Source organism: Polaribacter sp. MED152 (assembly GCF_000152945.2).
Classification (GTDB): Bacteria; Bacteroidota; Bacteroidia; order Flavobacteriales; family Flavobacteriaceae; genus Polaribacter.
In genome coordinates, this window is the sequence record NC_020830.1 from 1,357,088 (window position 1) to 1,378,063 (window position 20,976).

Consider the following 20,976-nt stretch of genomic DNA (forward strand, 5'->3'; position numbering starts at 1 on the left):
AGCGAATTATGTTCTATGAAGAATCAACTTAAAAATAACTGGAAATTATTTCTAATTGCAAGCTTAACTTTGGGCTTAGCTCCATTTAATCCTCCTCACTTATTAGGCAAAATTCAATGGATTTTAGGTGGGAATGCTTTTGATTCTGAAAAAGGTATGCATGCTGCAGATTGGTTTGATGTTCTTTTACATGGGTTACCTTGGCTATTGCTTATTATTTCTGCAATACTCAATCTTTTCAACTTCAAAAAAACTAAATAATTTTAAGTATTTGGGTCTTCTTTAAAGACTTTAAAAATATTTAAAATCAAGATACAGAAAACTACCCAAATAAACCCTGCTACAAATCCACCAACAATATCGGAAGGAAAATGTACACCTAGATAAATTCTACTTACTCCTATACTTAAAATAAGCAGCAATAAAACTGTGACTAAAGCAAATTTTAATAATTTACTAATTTTAAATGTTAAGATTAAATAAATTAGAAAACCATAAAAGGCCATTGCTGTCATTGCATGACCACTAGGATAACTTAAAGTTTTAACCGTAACTAAATGCTCTAACGTTGGTCTTTCTCTATTAATAATTTCCTTTAAAATTAAATTAGAACTTAATGCTAAAACTAAGATCGATGACAATTGTAACACATACTTCCAGTTTTTAAAAAATAAGTAAAACAAAAAAGAACAAACAGAAAACACTATTAAATACCCTAAAGCATCACCAACATCTGTAACAAATTTAAAATAAGTTGTTAGAGCATCTGTTCTAAAACTAGTTACATATTCGCTTACAACTGCATCAAAATCAGACAATAAATCTGTATGTAAATTACGAGTTAGTTTCAAGAAAAACTTAATACCTAAAACAACTACTAAAAGTGTAACAACAACTGTAATTATATATGGAATTTTACCATCGTATTTTTTAAATTTCTGAGATAGAAATTCCTTAAATTTTGATATAAATAATTTAAGTTGTTTGTACATAAAAATAAATTGTTTTTAGCAATGTCATCAAAAATGGTCTGTTAAATCTAACTTCATAACTGGTAAAAATCTGTTTTTCACTGAGCTTTCTTTTTGATTTATTACCACAAATCCTTTCGATTCATAAAATGCTTCTGCATTAGGATCTGCCAACAAAGTTATTGTTTTTACATTTAAGGTAATAGACTTTGAAATAGCATGCTGAAGTAACTGATTCCCAAATCCTTTACCAATAAAGTTTGGTTTTACAAATAAAAATTCGAGTTCAACACTCTTGTTTTTGGGTTTATTTAAGATATAGAAACCTAGCATTTCTTCATGATTTAAAACTTTAAAGCAATGCAGGTTTTTAATCATAGTTTTGGTTACAGTTAAATCTGCTTTCCAACTCCTCAATAATTCTGATGAATACCCCCAAAATGATTTAGATTCTATTGCAATACTTGTAAGTAATTGCGCATCTAAAGCAGTTGCTTTCACAATCATTCTACTTACCTCTAAGCATTCTAATTTTTAAATTTAATGCTGCAAAAAGCAAGGTGGTAAAAGGACTTAACCAATTAAAAATCGCATACACGAAATACTCTCCTACTCCAACTCCTAAAACTCCAGATTGATAAGCTCCACAGGTATTCCAAGGAATTAGAACAGAGGTTACAGTACCAGAATCTTCTAAAGTTCTACTTAAGTTTTCAGGTGCTAAGCCTTTATCTTCGTACGCTTGTTTAAACATTTTACCTGGTATTACTAATGCTAAATATTGATCTGAAGCAACAATATTTAAACCCAAACAACTAACTACTGTACTTGCAAACAATCCAAAAACAGAAGAGGCAATTGAAAGTAAACTTTTGGTGATTTTTGCTAAAGCACCAATAGCATCCATAATACCACCAAAAACCATTGCACAAACAATCAGAAAAATTGTCCAAAGCATTCCATTCATTCCACCTGCTGCAAATAGCTCTGTAAGTTTTTCATCATCCGTTTCAATTTGAGTATCAGTTAAAATAGAGTTTATAATGGTTTGAAACTTTGAGTCAGACAGACTCTCTAAAACATCTCCCTGAAAAATAAATGCAAAAATTGCAGCTAAAATAACTCCAACCCCTAAAGCAACTAAAGGTTTTGTTTTCATTAAAATCATAGCAATTACAGCCACAGGTACAATAAATAATAGTGGAGTAATATTAAATGTATTGTCTATAGAAACTAATAAATTACTTATATCTGCGCTACCTGAAGTATCTATAGTACCACTTAATATGGCAAAAACGACTAAGGTTATAACAATTGTTGGCACAGTTGTATACCCCATATATTTAATATGAGTAAATAAATCTGTACCAGCCATAGCCGGCGCCAAATTCGTTGTATCTGACAAAGGAGACATTTTATCTCCAAAATAGGCCCCAGATATTACAGCTCCAGCAATCATTCCTGGAGGTATACCCAATGCACTACCAATACCAATTAATGCAATACCAACAGTTGCAGAGGTAGTCCAAGAGCTACCTGTTGCTATGGAAATTATTGCAGCAATAATTACTGAAGCAGGCAAAAATACTGCAGGACTTAATACTTGCAAACCATAATAAACCATTGCTGGAATAATACCACTTACCAACCAAGAGCCTGCTAAAGCACCTACTAAAAATAAAATTAATATTGGTACAAAAACACTTTTCCAATTTTCCCAAACTTCTGCTGCCATTCTAGAAATGGTTACTTTATTAAAGAAACCAACTATTGCAGATACGAAACCTCCTATTAATAAAATATATTGATTGGTATATGCTCCAAACCATTCTTGCCCTTCTACAAAAAAGATATTATAAGCCAATAAGCCCATTAAAATTACAACCGGAATTAAAGATTCAAATAAACTTAATTCTTTGTTTTCAACAATTTTCTGACCATTAATTTCTATATCAGAAAGGTTTTTATTCTCTTGCATATAATATAAATTCTACTGTAATGTTACGATTTTACAGAATGCTATGCAAATCAAATTGGTTCACGTATTTTTGTAAATATGGATTCATTAACTCAGATTATTTTAGGCGCTGCTTGTGGTGAAGCTGTACTTGGCAAAAGAATTGGGAACAAAGCACTTTTATTTGGTGCAATTGGAGGTACCATACCAGATTTAGACGTTTTTATCGGAAAATGGATTTACAGCAATGAAATTCAAGCTATGGCATTTCATAGAGGATTTATGCATAGTATTCTCTTTGCCATTGTTGGCTGTTTCTTTTTTGGATGGCTTACCTATAAACTCTACAATACTTCAAAAAGAAAAGGAACAACTGAGCTTAAAGATTGGGTTCTACTTTTCTTCTGGGCAATATTAACACATCCTTTTTTAGATTGTTTTACACCTTATGGTACACAATTATTTGCGCCATTTTCTAATTATCGAGTTGCATTTAATACTATTTCTGTGGCAGATCCTTTATACACAGTGCCGTTTTTGATTTGTATGATCATCCTTATGTTTTATAACAGAACAAAGACCAAAAGAAAATGGTGGTTAAAGGCTGGGGTTTTTATTAGTTCTTTGTATTTAGTCTTCTCTGTATTTAATAAGTTTTATATAGAGAGTGTTTTTAAAAACTCTTTTGATAAACAAGGTATAGACATCACTAGATTTTCTGCACAACCCACAATTCTAAATAATATTTTATGGTATGCAGTAGCTGAAACGAAAGAGCAATACCACTTAACTTTTTATTCTTTATTAGATAAAAAATCAATTAGTGATAAGTTTATTACCGTAGATAAAAAACCATCACTAATTGACATGACCGATAAAAATTTACAAACCTTAGCTTGGTTTAGCAATCAATATTATCACATTAGTAAAAAAGATAAAATTGGTACTTATAAATATGTCGATTTACGTTACCCAATGTTAAATCCTGATGATTTGAATTCATCAATTTTTAATTTTACTCTATATAATGAAAATAACGAATGGGATATTTTACCTTTTGATGGAAATCCGCCAAATAAGGAAGATTTTGCAAGTTTTATTGAACGCCTAAAAGGAATTTAATATTACAAAACACCCACTTCTTTCATACAATTTTTCATCATTTCATAAGTACGTTCAATGTTATTATCTAAACCAATTGAAAAACGAATTAAACCATCTGAAAGCCCCATTTCTTTTTGCTCATCTTCAGGTATTTCTGAAGATGTAGAACTACCTGGAGCTGAAAATAACGTTTTGTAAAAACCAAGACTTACTGCCAAATACCCAAGGTTTCTTTCTTGCATTAACTCCATTAAAGTATTTGCTTTTTCTAATGATCCAACATCAATAGTTAGCATACCTCCAAAACCATATTCTTTGTTCATCATTGTTTTAAATAAGTCATGTGAAGAATGTGATGCTAAACCAGGATACACCGTTTTTAAACCATCATCTTGAAACTTTTCTGCTAAATAGTGAGCGTTTTTACTATGTTGTTTCATTCTAATATGAAGAGTTCTCATATTTTTTAATATAGAAGAAGCTCGCAAACTATCCATAGTAGAACCTAATAACATACAAGCGCCATCGTTTACATTTCGTAAATCATTAATAAATTCTTGCGTACCACAAACTACACCACCAACAGTATCTGAAGAGCCATTAATGAATTTTGTTAAACTATGTATTACAATATCTGCGCCTAATTTTACTGGTGAAATTGATAATGGAGAAAATGTATTATCTACCACCAATTTTAAATTGTATTTTTTAGCTAAACCTGACAATCCTTTAATATCTGCAACCTCAAGCAGCGGATTACTTACAGATTCGCAATACAAAACTTTGGTGTTTTTAGTGATTGCAGCCTCTACAACATCTAGCTTTGTAATATCTACGAAAGTAGTATCAATGCCTAATTTCGGAGTAAAGTTTTTTAGAAATGCATAAGTACCTCCATAAATAGTTCTACTAGAAATAATATGATCATTTGCGCCACACAATTGTAATAAAACAGGTGTAATTGCACCCATTCCTGAAGCAGTAACATTTGCTGTTTCTGTACCTTCCATAGCCGCTAAAGCTTCACCCAAATATAAATTAGATGGTGTTGAATGACGTGAGTATAAATAACAGCCATCTGCATTACCTTCAAAAGTATCGAACATAGTCTTTGCTGATAAAAAAGTGTAAGTAGATGAATCTGAAATAGAAGGATTTACACCTCCAAATTCTCCAAAATATTGTAAATCTTGTATCTTATCTGCTGGATTATAGCTCATAATTGTATTCTTTAATTTTACACAAATTAACCTATAAGCAGAATAATAATCAACAAATACTTTTATTTATAGTTTATTTTACTATTAATTATAATTAAAATAGTTTTAATATCTTTCAAACTTATTAAAACCATCCATTTTCGGAAAAAATTACTACTCATGCAATTAGATGTTATCGATAAAAAACTAATAAACCTGTTACAAAACAATAGCAAACAAACAACCAAACAGTTATCTATTGCTTTAAATTTATCTGTAACTGCTGTTTATGAACGAATTAAAAAACTTGAAAAAGAAGGTGTTATAGAGAAATATGTAGCAATTATAGACAAGAACAAAATAGAAAAGTCCTTTTTAGTTTTTTGTCACGTAAAATTGATACAGCACACCAAAGAAAATGTAACCACCTTTGAAAGAGAAATTCTGAAACTAGAAGAAGTGTCTGAATGTTTTCATGTAAGTGGAGAATATGACTATATTTTAAAAGTGTATGTAAAAGATATGGAACAATACAGAACATTTATGGTTACCAAATTAACTGCCATTAAATATATTGGTAGCACTCATAGTACATTTGCCATAGCAAAAGTTAAAAATACAACAGCAATTTCGTTATAAACAAAAAACCCAAAACATTACGTTTTGGGTTTTAATTTACTCTTGAATTGTACCTAAGATTTTACAAGTACAATTTTCTCTGTTTCTTTTTTTACAAGTTTGCTATAAAATTCTTTTAATGCTTGGTAATATTGAGGTGGAACCATTGCACTATTTACTTGCAATAAAGACACCAACTTAATTTTGTTGCCCCCATTTATTACTTGATACTTAAAAAAACCTAAATTGTCTGGTAATGCAATTGCCAATTGTTCAGGCACAGTTTCTATTGCATATCCATTAGGAATTTGTATAGTTACTTTGTTCGTTTCTTTAAATGCAGAAGTAAAATCTACAGGATATTTTCTTTCCTCTAACTTAAATGGATTACTACGTTTTGTTAAAAATAAAGAAGGCTCTATATATAATTTATTACCTATAGTTTCTAATAAATCTTCTGAAGTGAACTTTACGTTTCTAACAACTGGTTTGGCTAAATTACCTTGATTTACCAATTTAAAATCATCAACTTCTAGGTTATTGTTTTCTTCAAACCTTTCTATTAAATCTTCATCTTTAATATGATTGTATCTAATTCTAAATCTCTGAGCGTCAAAATTATCGAAAATAGTTCTTGTAAATCCAGTTACTTCTAATTCATCAGAAATTTTAACCATAATCATATTTTCTTCTGCAGCGTGTTTAGATGAATTTAAATTTACCCAAGTAGATTCACCTGTTTTTGTAACCAATCTACCATTCCAATTTAAAGCTCTAGCAGGTAATTGATTTGGCATGCTATAAGGCTCTGTTGCATCTAATAACACCATAGAATTATCTGCTAATTTTATTCCAGAAACTACATAATCAAATCCCTTAATAGTAGGAAAAAGTGGTACACCATTTCCTTTAGAACTTACTAACACAGGATTTGCGTTTAAACCTGCATAACGCAACATAGAAGTAAGCATCAAATTTATTTCTGCAGAATTACCTGTTTTATCTAGGTAAGCTTTTCTAACACCATCATTTGTATATTTACTGGTGTAACCATTCCATTTAATATTAGATTTCACATATTGAAATATCATTGCCAGTTTTTCTAGATTTACATTAGAATTAGCAATTAAAGCATCTATATCTTTCTTATAATAATTGGTTTTTTCTAACTCTTTACCAAAAGCGTCAGATTTATAAATTTGCTTTGTAACATCATCCCAAGATTTAGAAAAACTTTTAGGAATAGAGTTTGGAAACTTCGTACCAACTAACTCATATTTAACTCCTCCTCTATATGCATATGCACTACCTACATAAGGTTCGTTATCTTTTAAAGCTGGAATATTTTCAGCTTTGTATGTAGAACTATTAAAAGCCATATCTATTTCATTATTGTCATATGTACTACCAACAGTTGTTCCTCCAGGACCAGCTTCTCTAGTTATGGTTCTTACTTTATTTCTAATTGTAATACTCCCATTTCTTACAGTTTCGACTGGTGTAATTAAATAATAACCTTTGTTCTTTTTCGCAAAAATTAACCATTCAGGAGTTTCTACTTCTATAGCCAATTTTTTTACTGGTATTCCATACTGAAACTGTAAATCATCTACAATTTCTGTATAAGGAGATGTCATTGTATATTTCAATTCAATTACAGAACCTTCTTTCAAATTTGGAAATGTAATACGTTTTACATGCCTAAATTTACTGGTAGTTTCATCGAAGATGTACTTTTTAGACACCTTATCTTCAACTATTTTACCTTTTTCATTTAAGTTGTAAGTAACTGCTTTGATAGATGAAATTCTTTCTGATTTTCCACTCTCTGGTCTTACATAAGGCAATTTAAATGTTGCAAAATCAAAACCTTCTTTTGTATATAATTTTACTCTTAGATAAACTTCATTTATAACTTCAAAACCAGTATTGTTGCCATAATTAAAGTAAGTTTTTCTTTTTTTATATAAATAGGCTGCATCAGCAGTTGAGTCTAATGGATAAAATTCTTCTTGAAGTTCGTCTTTAGAGACCTTACCAAATTCATAATTTTGGGCATGAAAAGAAACCTGACTTATTAAAATAAGTCCGAATATTATTTTTTTAATCATCATTGTTTTTTGGTTAATATAATTCTTAAATTTTCTGATTTTGCAATTTTTTTTCTAAAAGCACGATAAGCCTTATAGTCTTCTTTAGGGTATACACCCTCCCTAATTTCTATTTCCTTTATATAAGTCAAAGTATTTTTATCTATAACTTTAAAAGTGATTTTATAACTACCAAACTTAGAATTAACCTCAATGTTTGCAGGCTCATAATTGAGTGTAAAATTCGATGGTAATTTAAAGGTAATAGAATCTAAATCTTTGTAACCTCTATCAATTTCTAGAGGCATTTTACGATTTCTGTATCTTTTAGGCACAAAGCTTTCTCTGTTTAAAATATTAACCCTGAAAATGTAATCGTTGTTATTTATTGTTGCAAAATCGTTGATAGTTATTTTAAGTGCCTCAACAAATTCAACTTTTTCTTTATTATTTTCGAGCTCTGCTTTATCGATTTGAAGATTGTTGTTATAGTTCCAAACTCTGGTTTTATAATGTTTCTTTAATTCGTTTTCAGTTAGGTTATCATAGTAACTTTTATCATCATACTGCAAACCTTGAGATGTTCTTGTAAAATCCGCCTTTATAGTACCATTTTTTTGCAAATCTATTTGACCAGTAATGGTTTGTAGATTATTCTGATTTTTATAAACAGCTGTTTTTTTGATAATGCCTCCTTCAGGTGTTATCACCAAAACATTTCTGTCGTTCGTAAAATCTCCTAAGAAACCAAAAGGTATGGTTTGATTTGTACATTCTAACCAAATATCTTTGCCATTAATAGGTATATTTAGAATGGCATGATTACCTTGTAAAGAAGAAAAGTCTTTATCTATATTTCTTTTATCTTTGGCATAAACCAAGGTATAATAAGATTTTACACCAACAACATCTAACAACGCTTTTGTGTAATTTGTAAGACCTTTACAATCACCATAACCAACCTCATCTACTTTATTAGCGGCTATAGGTTCCCAACCACCTATACCAACCTGAACACTTATATAGCGCGTTTTATCTTGCATGTATTGGTATACAATTTTTGCCTTTTCTAATGGCGATGTTGCCTTTTTAGTCAGTTCTAAAATTTTTGCTTTGGTAGTTTCATTTATAAAATCTCTACCGTCAATTAAAGAACTATACATCCACTTGCCAAATTCTTGCCAATTTGTAGCTTCTCCAAAAACACCTTTTAAATAAAATTTATCTAGAGCAACCTTTGCTATGGGTAAAATTTTTAGGGAGGAAATAGAATTGCGTTCGTAGTCTAGCGCTTTTTGATTTTGAAGTGAAAAACGTATTTCTGTTTCAGTTTTGTTTTTATCTATCTCAAAGTTATCAAAGTTAGCTTCTTTTACCCTCCAAGGAATTTGAGTAGGATTTTTAATGGTATAACTACTATTTTCTACTGATAAATAATACCCATTTACAGGAACCCACCAAGGAATAAAACCTGTTGTTGAAGTTCTATATTCTGTTTCAAAAACTAAGGTGTAAGGATAAGAAATTGGTGTATGCCTAACGTATTTTACTTTAGAGTCTGAATATAAAGAACCACCATCTACAGCACTTACATCTGTAAAATCTCTTTCTTTATATTTCTTAATTTCATTACCAAAAGCATCATAAATAATGGCTGACAGGTTTGTAATTTTAGTATCCTCATCATAACTTTCAGAAATTCTAGCATCTGAATCTCCTAACTTATTTAAAACTGTAACAACATATTTTTTTGAGTAAACCAACTCATTGATGCTTTCAATATTAATGCTTGTGCTACTGTTTCTAACAACAGCGTTTGCATCTTCTCTTAGTTCAATAGGAATTGAATAAGCAGTATATAATTGGTTTTGAGAAAAACTAATAAAAGACCATACCAACAAGAGGCATGTAATTTTAGGGGATTTTGAAATCATTAAAGCAATTTATTGATGCCAAAATAAACAAAAAACCCAAAACATTACGTTTTGGGTTAAAAAAAATTATTTTTTTCTGTTTTATGCTTTTGTTTTTACCACAAAAGACATTTCCATATCGTCATTGATAAACTTATCTTTTAAATCGTCAAAGAAAGATTTAGAACCATACTTTACATTAAATTCAGCTCTGTCAATCATAAATGTTTCACTCTCTAAAGTAGTAACGCCATTTGCTGTAGACATCATTGCTGGTATAGTAACGCTTTTAGTTACATCTTTAATTGTTAAGTTACCAGTAACATGTACTTTGTTACCTTCTTTCTTTTCAACATTCGTAATTACAAATTTAGAAGTAGGATATGTTGCAACATCAAAGAAATCTGCACTAGTTAAATGCCCTCTTAATTTTGCATTACCTTCATTATCTGCAGGAATGTCTTCTACTTTAATAGTGTTCATGTCTATCGTAAATTCACCAGCTTTAAGAGATCCATCCTCAATTAATAAATCTGCATCTTGCATAGCTACAGTTCCATTATGAGAACCTGTTGGCTTATAACCTTTCCAAGTAATCATAGATGTTGATAAATCTACATTATTAAGCTCTGCTACATTTACTTCTACTTCTTTAGCTTCTTTTGTTTCTACAACTTCTTTTTTTTCATTTTTACAAGCAGTTAATACTGACGCAATAACTACTAATGATACTACTAATTTTTTCATGGTTTTTTGTTTTGAAATTATTTTCCATGGCAAATATATAACAATTTATTTTCCTTGGAAACTATTTTTAATAAAATTAATTGATTTTTAGAAATCTCTGCTGTTAGAATCAATGATTATAGTAACAGGCCCATCATTTAGCAAACGGACTTTCATGTCTGCGCCAAACACACCCGTTTGTACTTTTTTGGAAATCTCTTTCTCTAAATTTGCTACAAATTTTTCATAAAGTGGTACTGCAATTTCTGGTTTAGAAGCTTTAATATAACTAGGTCTATTGCCTTTTTTTGTATTGGCATACAAAGTAAATTGACTAACAACAATAACCTCTGCATTGATGTCTTTAAGCGATAAATTCATGACTTGATTTTCATCGTTAAAGATTCTTAAGTTAGCTGTTTTTCTTACTAAATACTCAATATCTTCTATGGTATCGTCATCTGTAATACCCAAAAGAATAAGTAAGCCTTTTTCAATTTCTGCTACCTTATTTTGATTGATGGTAACACTTGCCTGAGAAACTCTTTGAACGACTACTCTCATAGCACCTAATCATCTTCTTCGTTCCAAACATCCGTTCTAAAATGTTCTGTTTCTTCTTCTCCTTCTAAAATTTGCAAATAACTTCTGTACCTAGACCAAGAAATTTCTTCTTCTTCTAAGGCTTCTTTTACAGCACAATGTGGTTCTTTTAAATGAAGGCAATCATTAAATTTACAATATTGCTTTAGCGCAAAAAATTCTGGAAAGTAATCTCCAAGTTCATACTTATCCATATCAACAACGCCAAAACCTTTAATACCAGGTGTATCTATTATTTTTGCATCGAAACTTAAATCGAACATTTCTGCAAAAGTTGTAGTATGTTGCCCTTGTTTATGCTGATCTGAAATTTCTTGAGTTTTTAGATCTAAATTAGGCTCTATTGCATTTACTAAAGTTGATTTACCTACTCCTGAATGGCCAACAAACATCGAGGTTTTACCTACCATTAAATCTTTTAATACATCAACATTTATATTTTCTGTTGCAGAAACTTCTAAACAAGTATAACCTATGGCTTCATATATATCTTTAAGATATAGTATTTCTGCCCGTTCTTCAATTTCGTAAGAATCAATCTTATTAAAAATTAAAACCGTTTCAATTCTATAAGCTCTTGTAGTTACTAAGAAACGATCTATAAATGCGGTTAAAGTTGGTGGATTATTAATAGTGATCAGTAAAAAAACCAAATCAATATTTGCAGCAATGATATGAGTTTGCTTGGATAGATTTACAGATTTACGAACAATAAAATTTTCTCTATCTAAAATTTTCTTTATGACTCCTATTTCTTCATCACCCTTCTTTTCAAGGTCAAAAACTACTTTATCTCCAACAGCAATTGGATTAGTACTCTTTATACCTTTAATTCTAAATTTACCTTTAATTCTACATTGATGAAATTGGCAATCATCAGACTTTACAAAATACCAACTTCCTGTAGATTTATATACAATACCTGTCATTACTACAAAGATGCAGAATTAAAATCGATTTAAAAAAATAAGCCACAAATCCTTAAAGAATTTGTGGCTAATTAAAATTAAATTCTAAATATTATCCTTTGATAATACTTTCTTGATGATTGATCGATTCTTGATGAATTGCTTTAAACATTCTTAAAACAAACTCTTCACTTAATCCTTTTTCTTGACCTTCTAAAATCATGTTCCCTAAAATCTCATTCCATCTTCTAGATTGTAAAACAGCCACATTTTGCTCTTTCTTTAACTCACCAATTTGATCTGCAACTTTCATACGTTTACCTAACAAATCTATTAATTGACCATCTACCACATTAATTTGAGCACGCAAATTTTCTAATGAATCTCTGTACGTAGAATCTGTTTCTGTTTGCTTTCTAATTTTTAGATCTTGCATAATCTGCTTTAATTTAGTTGGTGTTACTTGTTGTGCAGCATCTGACCAAGCATTTTCTGGATCCCAGTGTGTTTCTATCATTAAACCGTCAAAATTTAAATCTAAAGCAGTTTGAGATACGTCAAAAATCATTTCTCTGTTCCCTGTAATATGAGAAGGATCGCAAATTAATGGTAAATCTGGAAATCTATTTTTAAATTCAATTGCTATTTGCCATTCAGGAACATTTCTATATTTAGATTTTTCATATGTAGAAAAACCTCTATGAATTGCACCTAAATTTTTAATATCTGCAGTGTATAATCTTTCAATTCCACCTAACCATAAAGCTAAGTCTGGGTTAATTGGGTTTTTTACCAAAACAATTTTATCAGTTCCATGTAAAGCATCTGCTAGTTCTTGCATGATAAAAGGAGAAACTGCTGTTCTTGCACCAATCCATAATAAATCTACATCATTCTCTAAAGCCAACTTAACATGAGCTGCATTTGCAACTTCTGTACAGGTTTTCATACCTGTTTCCTCTTTTACTTTCTTTAACCATTTTAAACCTAAAGCTCCTACTCCTTCAAAATTTCCTGGTCTAGTTCTTGGTTTCCAAATTCCTGCTCTATAATAGTTTACATCAGAATCTTTTAATTCATGTGCAATTTTTAAAACTTGTTCTTCAGTTTCTGCACTACAAGGCCCTGCTATTACTAGTGGATGATCTAACTTCATATCATCCAACCATGTTCTTAATGCTGCTGTATTCTTCATTTTTCTATTAATTGTGGCGATTTATTTTATGCCGTTTAAAATTTGTTTTATATAATTTGTATTCTCCATTTCGTTAAAAATTTCAGAGAAATTATCTTGTTGCATCAACTCTTTAAACTGTTGTAAATTGTTAATGTATTCTTCTAACGTTTCGATTACGTTATCTTTATTTTGCCTAAAAATTGGTGTCCACATTGCTGGGCTACTTTTTGCCAAACGTACTGTAGACTCGAAACCTGAACCTGCCATATCAAAAATATCGCGTTCGTTTTTTTCTTTATTGATTACTGTTTTACCTAACATAAATGCGCTTATGTGAGATAGGTGCGAAACATACGCAATATGCTTATCATGAGAACCTGGGTCCATGTAGCGAATACGCATTCCAATTGCTCTAAAAAGTTCTAAAGCTTTCTCTTGAAGTTTAAAAGTTGTTTTTTCTACTTCACAGATTATGTTAGTTTTCCCTTTATATAAGCCAGATATTGCTGCTTTTGGTCCTGAATTCTCTGTACCAGCAATTGGATGAGCTGCTAAAAAATTTCTTCTTTTTTGATGATGTTCAACTTCTTTACAAATTGCTTCTTTTGTAGAACCTGCATCAACAACTAAAGTATTATCGCCTATTTTATCTAAAATTGTTGGTAATAATTTTACTGTAGCATCTACAGGAATGGCTACAATTACTAAATCTGCATTTTCTAAATCGTCTAAAGTAGCTTTTCTATCAATTACACCTAAAGCCAAAGATTCATCTAAATACCCTTCATTAGTATCTATACCATAAATTATGGCAGTAGGATTTTCCTTTCTTATATCAATAGCAAAACTACCACCAATTAAACCAACACCAATAATATAAATAGCATTCATAATTTAAAATCTTGATATTGCTTCTTTAATAATTTCTTCTGTTACACATAAAGAAAAACGAATGTAACCCTCTCCTTGTGAACCAAAAATAGTACCTGGTGTTATAAATATATCTTTATCATATAACACTGAATCTGTCACCTCTTCTGATTTTTTTCCTTTAGGAATTTTAGCCCAAACAAATAAGCCTGTTGCATTTTTGTGGTATTTGGCATCTAACTTATCTGCCAATTGCCAAACTAATTTCCTGCGCTTTTCGTAAATTTTATTCTGGTCTTGAAACCATTTATCTGATAACTGCAATGCTTTAATTGCACCTTTCTGAATGCCATAAAACATTCCAGAATCCATGTTAGATTTCACCTTTAAAACCTCATTAATAAAACTAGAATTTCCAAGCAACATACCTACTCTCCAACCAGCCATATTAAATGTTTTGCTTAAAGAATTTAACTCTAGGGCTACCTCTTTAGCTCCTTCTACTTGTAGTATACTTATAGGTTTATCATTTAAAATAAAACTGTAAGGATTATCATTAATGATTAAAATATCATGTTTTTTACCAAAGGAAACTAATTTTTCAAAAGTTGCTAATGTAGCATTTGTGCCTGTTGGCATATGAGGATAATTTACCCACATTAATTTCACATCGCTTAAATCTAATTGCTCCAAAACTTCAAAGTTAGGTTGCCAATTAGTTTCTTCTGACAAATCATAAAATAAAGGATTTGCACCTACTAATTTTGTAACAGAAGTATAGGTTGGATAACCAGGATTTGGAATTAAAACTTTATCACCTTCATTCAAAAAGGCCATAGATATATGCATGATTCCTTCCTTGCTTCCCATTAAGGGTAAAACTTCATTGTCAGGATTTAATATCACTGAAAATTTATTATTGTAAAACCCAGAGATTGCACTACGTAATTCTGGTAACCCTTGATATGATTGATATTTATGCGCACTTGCATCAGTCAAACTACTAGAAATAGCATCTAAGACACTTGCTGGTGGTTGCAAATCTGGAGAACCAATACCCATATTTATAATTGGCTTACCTGCAGCAGCTAAACCTCTTACCTCTCTTAATTTTTTAGAGAAATAATATTCTTGAACAGTATCTAATCTTTTTGCGGGTTGTATCATCTTCTACCATTTTTATACGTTCCTAAAACCTTAAATTCTTCAGCCATAATTTCTAAAATTGATGCTGCTTTTTTGTATTCTTTATAATCATCAAAAGTAATATCAACAAAGAAAGAATATTTCCAAGGTGTTTCTATAACTGGTAATGATTGTATTTTGGTTAGATTCATTTTGCAATCGCTTAACACATTTAAAATAGCAGCTAAGCTTCCTCTTTTATGATCTAATTGAAACTTTAAGGATGCTTTATTTACATTTTCATTTAGTGCTGGCTTACTTGTTTGTACAATTACAAAACGTGTTGAGTTGTCTTTAATCGTTTGAATTTCATCTTCAAGAATTTCTAAATCAAATATTTCTGCAGCTATTTTAGGAGCAATTGCAGCTATACCTTTTAAATTTTTCTGCGAAATTCTTTTTGCAACTTCTGCAGTATCCACATCTTCAACTAATTTGATATTTGGATATTTTTTAAAAAACTCTTTACACTGCAATAATGCCATTGGATGAGACCAAACCTCATTAATATCTTCTAAAGTTTGATTTTTTAAAGCCATTAAATGATGATGAATATTTAAATATTCTTCATCTATAATGTGCAAGTTGCTATTATCTATAAGTGCATAATTAGGTATTATAGAGCCTGCAATTGTGTTTTCTAAAGCCATAACCCCAACATCCGCAGAATTATTTAACAAACTATCTACTAAAACATCAAAAGACATGCATTCTGCTAACTGAATTTCTTTACCATAGAAATCAATAGCTACTTTATGATGATTTGAGCCTTCTGCACCTTGTATTGCGATTATTTTTTTCAACGTAATATAATATCAAAAAAAAAGCCTCGAATTTAATTCGAGACTTTATATTTATTGTTTTGTGTTTAACAAAATGATACAAAGTCTCTCCTTTTATTGTAAAAATAAAAGTAAAAATAGAAACGAGTCCAAGTTGTTTTTAACATTTTTTCTTGTGTTTAAAAGACAAATCTAAAGATTAAATTCAGATACACAAATATTATTAAAAGAATTCCATAATTTTTATCAATAATTCAAAATTGATTAAAAATATTATCTGATTGTCAATTAACATCCTTTTAATATCAATTTCATTCATTGATTTCTAAGACTTGAAATGATTATCTTTAAGGTTTATAAAACTTATATTTTGGATTTAAACGTTTTGAACCAACCTCTGCAATGTTGTTGCACCTCTCCTTTGACGGGTTTTTATAGAGATGGTTTTTGTAAAACAGGTGTACAAGATTATGGAACGCACACAGTTTGTGCAATTGTAACAGATGATTTTTTGGAGTATTCTCTGAGCAGAGGAAATGATTTGATAACACCCATACCTCAATGGAATTTTCCTGGTTTAAAACCTGGCGATCACTGGTGCCTTTGTATTTCCAGATGGCTACAAGCTGAGAAAGTAGGTAAAGCTCCTTTTATTAAGCTCGAAGCAACTCATATTAAATCTTTAGATTATTGCTCTTTAGATCTTTTAAAAAAGTATGAATTTCAGAAAAAAGACCAAGAATGAATTATCAAGAAATTATAACCTCCCTATTTCCACTCGTAAATTTTGGTTTGGTCGTCTTAATTTGGATTGTTCAACTCATTGTATATCCTAGCTTCTTATTTTACAAAAGAGAAAACCTTATGCTTTGGCATAATACATATACTCGAAGAATTGCAATAGTTGTGGTACCCTTAATGTTACTTCAATTAATAATTAGTATCACGAATTGTTTATTTGGTTTTAATATGATAAACCTCTTAATACTTCTAATAGCTGCTTTTTTATGGGTATTTACATTTACAAGTTTCGCTCCAATTCATTTTAAAATTTCTGAGAATAATTTTGAAACAGAGCAATTGAATCAACTCGTAACCCGCAATTGGATTAGAACAATTTTATGGACAATTCTTTTTATCCTTGGAATAATATAATCAACAAAAAAACTAAATAGAATATAAACGAAAAAAGCGCTTCATAAATGAAGCGCTTTTCGCGGTCTGGACGGGACTCGAACCCGCGACCTCCTGCGTGACAGGCAGGCATTCTAACCAGCTGAACTACCAAACCGTTGCTAATAGCGGGTGCAAATATAACACACATTTTTATATTTGCAAACATAATTTGAAAAATTATTTAAAATTTTTTCTCTGTAATAAATAAGCCGTCAAAATTTCATTGTAACCTTTATGAATATCTACAGGAACATAATCAATTTTGTATTGTAAACAATTGTCTTTTAAATCTTTAAAAAACTGTTGACTTAAAGCCTCATATTTTTCTTTAATATTTTCTGCAAAGACATTAATTTCTTGTCCTGTTTCTAAGTCAATAAATTTTTTGGGTTTATTATCAAAATTGAACTCAAACTCTGTTTTTGAATCATATGTATGAAATAAAACCACTTCATGTTTGTTGTATTTTAGGTGTCTTAAAGCTTCAAACAATTCTTTATGCTCTTTGTTTGTTTGGAACATATCTGTAAACAAAAAAATCAAAGATCTTCTATGAATTTTCTCTGCAATTTCATGCAAATACTGATACGTTTCAGTCGTTTTAAATGAAGAAGGAGATAAAAATAAACTTTCTAATTGATGCAGTAACATATTTCTATGTCTTTCACTCCCTTTTTCTGGAGCATAATATTCGTAGCTATCAGAATAAATACTTAACCCAACTGCATCTCTTTGACGTTTTAAAATTTCCATTAAAGAAGCTGCTGCAATAGCTGAAAAACCAACTTTATTCAAATTACTTATAGACTGTTTCTCAATAACTGGGTAATGCATTGATGCAGAATTATCTATAATGATATGACATCTCAGGTTTGTTTCTTCCTCGTATTTTTTGGTATACAACTTCTCTGTCTTCGCAAACAACTTCCAATCTATATGTCTTGTGCTTTCACCTTTATTATATAGTTTATGTTCTGAAAATTCAACAGAAAAACCGTGAAAAGGACTTTTGTGCAAACCTGTAATAAACCCTTCTACAACCTGTTTAGCAAGTAGGTCTAAATTTCTAATTTCTGATGATTTTACTTCTGATACCTTCATTATTTCTTTATGTTTTGGGCTCTGGTTAAATCATCAGTAGTTTGATATAATTTTTTTAGTAAAATAGGATTATAATCTGGATTCTCGTTCACAAAATTTGTTAAGATATCGTATGCTTTTTGAGACGAGTATTGACCAATAGAAGAAGCCAACCATCCTTTAGGGAAAAATATATCTCCTGTTAACTGTACTTCTTCTAACTTATTTAATATTTCAGGCAAAAACTTTACAGATTGATTTTGTCTTAAAGGATGATGAATATAGCCCAAACCAGATTGCACCCAAGATTCTTTTTCTCTATTCTTTTTATCGAACAACGCTGTCATAAAATCATTTCGAACATTTACATTATTAGAAACAGCAGGTAAAAGCCATTGAAATCTTTCTAATTGATCTGGATTTGAAATTTTAGTTTCTTGGGTTGCTAATATCTCTTCTGTTTCTGGATGTTGTAAAACCGCAAGTTGAAAAGCTAATGATGTTAAATTATTTTCATTCAGAAAAAGTTGATTTATTTTAATCTCACCCTTCCAGATTTCATATAAATTGTCCATTCCAGATTCGGAAATGGCAATAGATTGATATAGGTTAAAAAGGGTTTTCTTTATGTTTTTAGGCAAATCTTTCTGAAGCAAAAGCATTACGTTTTCTTCTGTTGAAATCTGAATTTCATCTCTTTGCTTCTTAGTTAAAAACGTCCAGTAAATATTTTGAATTCTACCTGATAAATAATTGACAATCAATTCATTTTTCTCTGTTTTAATCGCATCTAAAAAAACATGAAAACTATCTTTTGGTGAAACTGTGCCCAACAACATATTCTCATATAAATTAATGAATTGATAACCTCTAGACACCTCATCACTAATTAATTTATAACTGTCAATTTTATCTTTGTAAATAGGGAAAACCCCATAACCAAATCCGTTTATATTGTATAAAACCTGACCTGGTTTAAAATCTTTGACAGCCTCTGTAATATCAAAAGATGCTCCCATATTTTTAATATTAATATTCTTTACATAACCTCTAGCATCCATCAATTGAATTTTAAAAGATTGTGTCCAAATTTTATCTGAACCATCTTCTGCTTTTTGATGAATAATAAACTTGGTAACATTGCCCTTTTCATTTGTTTCAATTTCCTCAGAAATTATGGGTCTTCCTGAAGAATTTACCCAAACATTACTCCAATTTTTAATATTTCCTGATGATTTTTGATCTAAAATATCTACCAATTCTAACCAATCTGCATTTGAATTGGAGTATGTTTTTATGTATTCTTGAATACCTTCTCTAAATTGATTTTCTCCCAATAAATATTCCAACTGACGCATCATAATTGGTGCTTTGTTATAAATAATTCTGCCATACAAAGACCCAGCATTCTTTAAATTATCTAATTTTTGACGAATTGGATTTGTACCTTTAGTTCTGTCTTCTGAATATGCACTTGGGTAATGAGACATCATAAAACTTAAAGTATGATTTACCTCTGGATATACAGGATTTACAATTTTATCTGCCATAAAATTAGCAAAGACTTCTTTCATCCAAACATCATTAAACCATTTCATTGTAACCAAATCACCAAACCACATATGAGAAGTTTCGTGAGCAATTAACTTGGCCCTTCTTAACTTTCTGCTTTGTGTAGCATTTTTATCTAAAAACAAAGAAGATTCTCTGTATTGAATAGCGCCAACATGTTCCATTCCTCCATATTGAAAAGGAGGTATAGTAGCAAAATCCATTTTTTGAAAAGGAAATTTAACACTCGTATAATTCTCCAGAAAATCGATTGAATTTTGATGAATTTTAAATATATCACTTACACTTTCAGTTATTTTTTCTTGATTATTTTCTCTGTACAAAAAGCGCATATCAAAAGCACCTGGATTTTGAGTTACCTCTGAAAACTTACCAGCTACAAATGAGAATAAATAGCTACTCATTAAATCTGTTGTTCTAAAAGAATGTTCTATAAAACCATCAACTTCTATTGCACTTTCTTCAAAACCACCAGCCAAAACTTTCCAATCTTTAGGTGCAGTTATTCTTAGGTTGTATTTGGCTTTCAAATCTGGCTGATCAAAAACAGGGAATAAAGTACTTGCTCTATCTGGAACTAAAAGTGTATACAAAAAATCGTTATTTCTATTTAAAGATTTTTCACCAGCATCAAATAAAATTTCAAATTGATTTGCACCAATGACCAATTTTGTTTTATCTAAAATTAAATGTTCTTTTTGATGATTAATTGCTACATTTTCATTGTTGATTTTTACTGATTTTAATTTTGAAGTAGCCTCGTTAAAATCTAAATACGCATTATATTCCAAGTCATTTACATTAAAATTAACGGTTAATTTTGATGCTATTGATTGCGTTTTTTCAGCCGGAATTTTAAAATGTATATTATAAACAATATCAGAAATTTGTTTTTTTCTATATACTGCTAAATCGTAAGAAATACCTTTTTCTAGCTTTAATTTTTTAGAGGGTGATGTACATGAAGTTATTATGGTAAAAGCCAAAAATAATGTAAGGAATTTCATAAGATTCGTTTAGTTTCTAAAAATAAAAAAAGGTTTGA

The 20,976-nt window shown here is 30.1% G+C and carries 19 protein-coding genes and 1 tRNA gene; 4 read left to right on the top strand and 16 right to left on the bottom strand.

Annotated features, from left to right (window positions below):
- Positions 1-15 precede the first annotated feature (15 nt).
- Complete coding sequence (locus MED152_RS05985; protein ID WP_015480962.1) at positions 16-261, top strand: hypothetical protein; 246 nt, start codon at positions 16-18, stop codon at positions 259-261.
- Between the two features lie 2 nt (positions 262-263).
- On the opposite strand, the gene MED152_RS05990 is transcribed toward MED152_RS05985, so the two are convergent.
- Genes MED152_RS05990 through nhaC form a run of 3 tightly spaced genes read right to left on the bottom strand, consistent with a single transcriptional unit; the run spans position 264 to position 2,949 of the window.
- Positions 264-992, bottom strand: a complete 729-nt coding sequence (locus MED152_RS05990) for a phosphatase PAP2 family protein (protein ID WP_015480963.1) — start codon at positions 990-992, stop codon at positions 264-266.
- Positions 993-1,019: 27 nt separating this feature from the next.
- Positions 1,020-1,478, bottom strand: a complete 459-nt coding sequence (locus tag MED152_RS05995) for a GNAT family N-acetyltransferase (protein ID WP_015480964.1) — start codon at positions 1,476-1,478, stop codon at positions 1,020-1,022.
- A gap of 1 nt (position 1,479) precedes the next feature.
- Complete coding sequence (gene nhaC / locus MED152_RS06000; protein WP_015480965.1) at positions 1,480-2,949, bottom strand: Na+/H+ antiporter NhaC; 1,470 nt, start codon at positions 2,947-2,949, stop codon at positions 1,480-1,482.
- 78 nt (positions 2,950-3,027) lie between these two features.
- On the opposite strand from nhaC, the gene MED152_RS06005 reads away from it, so the two are divergent.
- Positions 3,028-4,050: a metal-dependent hydrolase gene (locus tag MED152_RS06005; protein WP_015480966.1), complete on the top strand. Its 1,023-nt coding sequence runs from the start codon at positions 3,028-3,030 to the stop codon at positions 4,048-4,050.
- Between the two features lie 2 nt (positions 4,051-4,052).
- Here MED152_RS06005 and MED152_RS06010 read toward each other — a convergent pair whose 3' ends face one another.
- Positions 4,053-5,252: an aminotransferase class I/II-fold pyridoxal phosphate-dependent enzyme gene (locus MED152_RS06010; RefSeq protein ID WP_015480967.1), complete on the bottom strand. Its 1,200-nt coding sequence runs from the start codon at positions 5,250-5,252 to the stop codon at positions 4,053-4,055.
- A gap of 159 nt (positions 5,253-5,411) precedes the next feature.
- Here MED152_RS06010 and MED152_RS06015 point away from each other — a divergent pair, with 159 nt between their 5' ends.
- Positions 5,412-5,870, top strand: coding sequence for an Lrp/AsnC family transcriptional regulator (locus MED152_RS06015; protein ID WP_015480968.1), 459 nt, complete (start codon positions 5,412-5,414; stop codon positions 5,868-5,870).
- 53 nt (positions 5,871-5,923) lie between these two features.
- Here MED152_RS06015 and MED152_RS06020 read toward each other — a convergent pair whose 3' ends face one another.
- The 9 genes from MED152_RS06020 to MED152_RS06060 form a co-directional block, all read right to left on the bottom strand.
- Positions 5,924-7,963, bottom strand: a complete 2,040-nt coding sequence (locus tag MED152_RS06020) for a DUF3857 domain-containing protein (RefSeq protein WP_238559166.1) — start codon at positions 7,961-7,963, stop codon at positions 5,924-5,926.
- Complete coding sequence (locus tag MED152_RS06025) at positions 7,960-9,873, bottom strand: DUF3857 domain-containing protein (RefSeq protein WP_015480970.1); 1,914 nt, start codon at positions 9,871-9,873, stop codon at positions 7,960-7,962. The genes MED152_RS06020 and MED152_RS06025 overlap by 4 nt, the downstream gene beginning before the upstream one ends.
- An 81-nt stretch (positions 9,874-9,954) precedes the next feature.
- Entirely contained in the window at positions 9,955-10,599 is a 645-nt protein-coding gene (locus MED152_RS06030; RefSeq protein ID WP_015480971.1) for a YceI family protein, read from the bottom strand.
- Between the two features lie 87 nt (positions 10,600-10,686).
- Positions 10,687-11,142 carry a D-aminoacyl-tRNA deacylase gene (gene dtd / locus MED152_RS06035; protein WP_015480972.1) on the bottom strand — a complete coding sequence of 152 codons (456 nt, stop codon included), beginning with the start codon at positions 11,140-11,142 and terminating at the stop codon, positions 10,687-10,689.
- Positions 11,143-11,147: 5 nt separating this feature from the next.
- Positions 11,148-12,110 carry a ribosome small subunit-dependent GTPase A gene (gene rsgA, locus MED152_RS06040; protein ID WP_015480973.1) on the bottom strand — a complete coding sequence of 321 codons (963 nt, stop codon included), beginning with the start codon at positions 12,108-12,110 and terminating at the stop codon, positions 11,148-11,150.
- A 91-nt stretch (positions 12,111-12,201) separates the two neighbouring features.
- On the bottom strand, positions 12,202-13,284 hold the full coding sequence (locus MED152_RS06045) for a bifunctional 3-deoxy-7-phosphoheptulonate synthase/chorismate mutase type II (protein WP_015480974.1): 1,083 nt from the start codon (positions 13,282-13,284) through the stop codon (positions 12,202-12,204).
- Positions 13,285-13,305: 21 nt separating this feature from the next.
- The gene (locus tag MED152_RS06050) at positions 13,306-14,157 is read right to left on the bottom strand and encodes a prephenate dehydrogenase (protein ID WP_015480975.1); all 852 of its coding nucleotides are present in this window, start codon (positions 14,155-14,157) and stop codon (positions 13,306-13,308) included.
- Positions 14,158-14,160: 3 nt separating this feature from the next.
- Entirely contained in the window at positions 14,161-15,303 is a 1,143-nt protein-coding gene (locus tag MED152_RS06055) for a pyridoxal phosphate-dependent aminotransferase (RefSeq protein ID WP_015480976.1), read from the bottom strand.
- Positions 15,300-16,124, bottom strand: coding sequence for a prephenate dehydratase (locus MED152_RS06060; protein WP_015480977.1), 825 nt, complete (start codon positions 16,122-16,124; stop codon positions 15,300-15,302). The genes MED152_RS06055 and MED152_RS06060 overlap by 4 nt, the downstream gene beginning before the upstream one ends.
- Positions 16,125-16,473: 349 nt before the next feature.
- Between MED152_RS06060 and MED152_RS06065 the strand changes: the two genes are divergently transcribed.
- The gene (locus tag MED152_RS06065; protein WP_041383899.1) at positions 16,474-16,848 is read left to right on the top strand and encodes a DUF2237 family protein; all 375 of its coding nucleotides are present in this window, start codon (positions 16,474-16,476) and stop codon (positions 16,846-16,848) included.
- 472 nt (positions 16,849-17,320) lie between these two features.
- Here the strand turns inward: MED152_RS06065 and MED152_RS06075 are convergent.
- From MED152_RS06075 to MED152_RS06085, 3 genes are all read right to left on the bottom strand, one after another.
- Positions 17,321-17,394: transfer RNA gene (locus MED152_RS06075), tRNA-Asp, on the bottom strand.
- Positions 17,395-17,456: 62 nt separating this feature from the next.
- Complete coding sequence (locus MED152_RS06080) at positions 17,457-18,380, bottom strand: DUF58 domain-containing protein (protein ID WP_015480980.1); 924 nt, start codon at positions 18,378-18,380, stop codon at positions 17,457-17,459.
- Positions 18,380-20,938 carry a M1 family aminopeptidase gene (locus MED152_RS06085; RefSeq protein WP_015480981.1) on the bottom strand — a complete coding sequence of 853 codons (2,559 nt, stop codon included), beginning with the start codon at positions 20,936-20,938 and terminating at the stop codon, positions 18,380-18,382. Before MED152_RS06085 ends, MED152_RS06080 begins: the two co-directional genes overlap by 1 nt.
- Between the last annotated feature and the right edge of the window lie 38 nt (positions 20,939-20,976).

What these genes read in the sequence shown, in the direction of transcription:
- MED152_RS05985 (WP_015480962.1), top strand. Translation starts at nt 16, where the DNA reads ATGAAGAATCAACTTAAAAATAACTGGAAATTATTTCTAATTGCAAGC.
- MED152_RS05990 (WP_015480963.1), bottom strand. Translation starts at nt 992, where the DNA reads ATGTACAAACAACTTAAATTATTTATATCAAAATTTAAGGAATTTCTA.
- MED152_RS05995 (WP_015480964.1), bottom strand. Translation starts at nt 1,478, where the DNA reads ATGATTGTGAAAGCAACTGCTTTAGATGCGCAATTACTTACAAGTATT.
- nhaC (WP_015480965.1), bottom strand. Translation starts at nt 2,949, where the DNA reads ATGCAAGAGAATAAAAACCTTTCTGATATAGAAATTAATGGTCAGAAA.
- MED152_RS06005 (WP_015480966.1), top strand. Translation starts at nt 3,028, where the DNA reads ATGGATTCATTAACTCAGATTATTTTAGGCGCTGCTTGTGGTGAAGCT.
- MED152_RS06010 (WP_015480967.1), bottom strand. Translation starts at nt 5,252, where the DNA reads ATGAGCTATAATCCAGCAGATAAGATACAAGATTTACAATATTTTGGA.
- MED152_RS06015 (WP_015480968.1), top strand. Translation starts at nt 5,412, where the DNA reads ATGCAATTAGATGTTATCGATAAAAAACTAATAAACCTGTTACAAAAC.
- MED152_RS06020 (WP_238559166.1), bottom strand. Translation starts at nt 7,963, where the DNA reads ATGATGATTAAAAAAATAATATTCGGACTTATTTTAATAAGTCAGGTT.
- MED152_RS06025 (WP_015480970.1), bottom strand. Translation starts at nt 9,873, where the DNA reads ATGATTTCAAAATCCCCTAAAATTACATGCCTCTTGTTGGTATGGTCT.
- MED152_RS06030 (WP_015480971.1), bottom strand. Translation starts at nt 10,599, where the DNA reads ATGAAAAAATTAGTAGTATCATTAGTAGTTATTGCGTCAGTATTAACT.
- dtd (WP_015480972.1), bottom strand. Translation starts at nt 11,142, where the DNA reads ATGAGAGTAGTCGTTCAAAGAGTTTCTCAGGCAAGTGTTACCATCAAT.
- rsgA (WP_015480973.1), bottom strand. Translation starts at nt 12,110, where the DNA reads ATGACAGGTATTGTATATAAATCTACAGGAAGTTGGTATTTTGTAAAG.
- MED152_RS06045 (WP_015480974.1), bottom strand. Translation starts at nt 13,284, where the DNA reads ATGAAGAATACAGCAGCATTAAGAACATGGTTGGATGATATGAAGTTA.
- MED152_RS06050 (WP_015480975.1), bottom strand. Translation starts at nt 14,157, where the DNA reads ATGAATGCTATTTATATTATTGGTGTTGGTTTAATTGGTGGTAGTTTT.
- MED152_RS06055 (WP_015480976.1), bottom strand. Translation starts at nt 15,303, where the DNA reads ATGATACAACCCGCAAAAAGATTAGATACTGTTCAAGAATATTATTTC.
- MED152_RS06080 (WP_015480980.1), bottom strand. Translation starts at nt 18,380, where the DNA reads ATGAAGGTATCAGAAGTAAAATCATCAGAAATTAGAAATTTAGACCTA.
- MED152_RS06085 (WP_015480981.1), bottom strand. Translation starts at nt 20,938, where the DNA reads ATGAAATTCCTTACATTATTTTTGGCTTTTACCATAATAACTTCATGT.